This window comes from Achromobacter sp. UBA5777, assembly GCF_002418565.1.
Classification (GTDB): Bacteria; Pseudomonadota; Gammaproteobacteria; order Burkholderiales; family Burkholderiaceae_B; genus Achromobacter; species Achromobacter animicus.
Genome location: NZ_DIEJ01000167.1, coordinates 1 through 1752 on the forward strand (window position 1 = coordinate 1; position 1752 = coordinate 1752).

At 65.1% G+C, this 1752-nt stretch carries 1 protein-coding gene and 2 pseudogenes (1 of these 3 only partly in view); 2 read left to right on the plus strand and 1 reads right to left on the minus strand.

The genetic code is table 11. The features are described from left to right. Both recA and recX read left to right on the plus strand, forming a co-directional pair. Positions 1-457 (plus strand): annotated as a pseudogene (gene recA / locus B3446_RS13260) (recombinase RecA); the annotation flags it as partial. A 142-nt stretch (positions 458-599) separates the two neighbouring features. After that, entirely contained in the window at positions 600-1328 is a 729-nt protein-coding gene (gene recX, locus B3446_RS13265) for a recombination regulator RecX (protein WP_291381663.1), read from the plus strand. Between the two features lie 75 nt (positions 1329-1403). On the opposite strand, the pseudogene B3446_RS13270 reads toward recX, so the two are convergent. Continuing rightward, positions 1404-1752 (minus strand): annotated as a pseudogene (locus B3446_RS13270) (LysR substrate-binding domain-containing protein) (its annotated part continues 373 nt past the right edge of the window); the annotation flags it as partial.

The following is a 1752-nucleotide window of genomic DNA, read 5'->3' on the forward strand; positions in this document are numbered from 1 at the left end:
GATCCGCATGAAGATCGGCGTCATGTTCGGCAACCCCGAAACCACCACCGGCGGCAACGCGCTCAAGTTCTACGCGTCCGTGCGTCTGGACATCCGTCGCATCGGCTCCATCAAGAAAGGCGACGAGGTCGTCGGCAACGAAACCCGCGTCAAGGTCGTCAAAAACAAGGTGGCGCCGCCGTTCAAGCAAGCTGAATTCGACATCATGTACGGCGCCGGCATCTCGCGCGAAGGCGAAATCATCGACCTGGGCGTGGCCGCCAATGTCGTCGACAAGTCGGGCGCCTGGTACAGCTACAACGGCAACCGCATCGGCCAGGGCAAGGACAACGTCCGCGAATACCTGAAAGAACACAAGGACATGGCCATCGAGATCGAAAACCGCGTCCGCGAAAACCAGGGCATCGTCAGCCGCGCCGCCGAATTCGTGCCCACGGCGGAAGACACCGCCGAGTAATCCCGGGCATTCGACAGGGCTCGCCGCGGTTCGGGCTAGCCACTTCGCCGGCCCGTCTGGGCTGGGAAATTGCGGCAGGCGCCACTTGGGCCTGCCGTTTTTTTCTTGGGCCTGCCGTTTTGTTTAGCAAGCAGGAAAGCGCATGAGCTGGAAATCGACTCCCGCATCCGCCGAGCGCCAACGCGCCAGGCTGGACGACGAATTCGAAACGGTCGCCAAGCCGCAAGGCTTGCGGCGCACGTCCGATGCGCGGGTGGCCCGCGAGGCCGCGGCGCCTGACGATTCGGCCGATGGCGCCGACCCCGCCGGCCTGTGGCAGCGCAGTTCCGAACAGCGAAGTTCCGCTCAACGCAGCACCGCGCGCGGCCGGCGCGCCGACGCTGCCGACAGCGCTGGTGACGCGTCAACGTCTGATGGCAAGCAGGCCCGCAAAGGGCCGTCGCTGAAGATGCGTGCGGTGGGGTATCTATCGCGGCGCGAACACGCGCGCGAAGAACTGGCGCGCAAGCTGGTTGCCTACGCCGAAGATGCGGCCGAGGTCGAATCGGTGCTGGACGCGCTTGAGAGAGAGGGCTGGCTGTCCACCGAGCGCTTCGCCCAAAGCCTGGTCCATCGCCGCGCCTCAAGGCAGGGTGCGGCGCGCATCGTGCAGGAATTGCGCCAGCACGGCGTGGACGACAATCAGGTCGCGGAATTGCGCGACCAGCTTCGCGCCACCGAGTACGACCGGGCGCTTGAAGTCTGGAAAAAGCGCTTCAGCGCCAAGCCCGAAGATCGCACGGCCTACGCAAAGCAGGCACGCTTTCTGGCCAGCCGCGGTTTCGCGCACGACGTCATCCGGCGCATCCTGGGCGAGGGCGACGAAGACTGATGCGGGCGGCGGGCGTTGTTCCCGCGGGCGTCGGCCCACCCGGCGCCGCTGCAGTCGTCGCTGTCCCTTACGGGATCACTTCGCCGACTTGATGCCCGACAGCGTCTTGAAGCAGACGTCTCGGGTAATGGTCAGAAATTCATCGATATACGAGGCGTCCGTGTCCTCGCTGCGCACCGTCGCATACAGCGTGCGCCACACGCCCTGCGGACCCAGGCGGCATAGCCGCAGCCATCCCTGATTCATGTATTCCGTCAACGCCCAATTGGGCAGGGCTGCCACGCCGCGATTGCTCGCCACCAGTTGCGCAATGATCGGCGTCAGCTCGGCCTTGCGGATGGCGGCTGGCTCCACATCTGCCGGGTCCAGGAAGGCGGTAAAGACGTCCAGGCGCTGCTTGTCCACCGGATAGGTGATCAGCGTC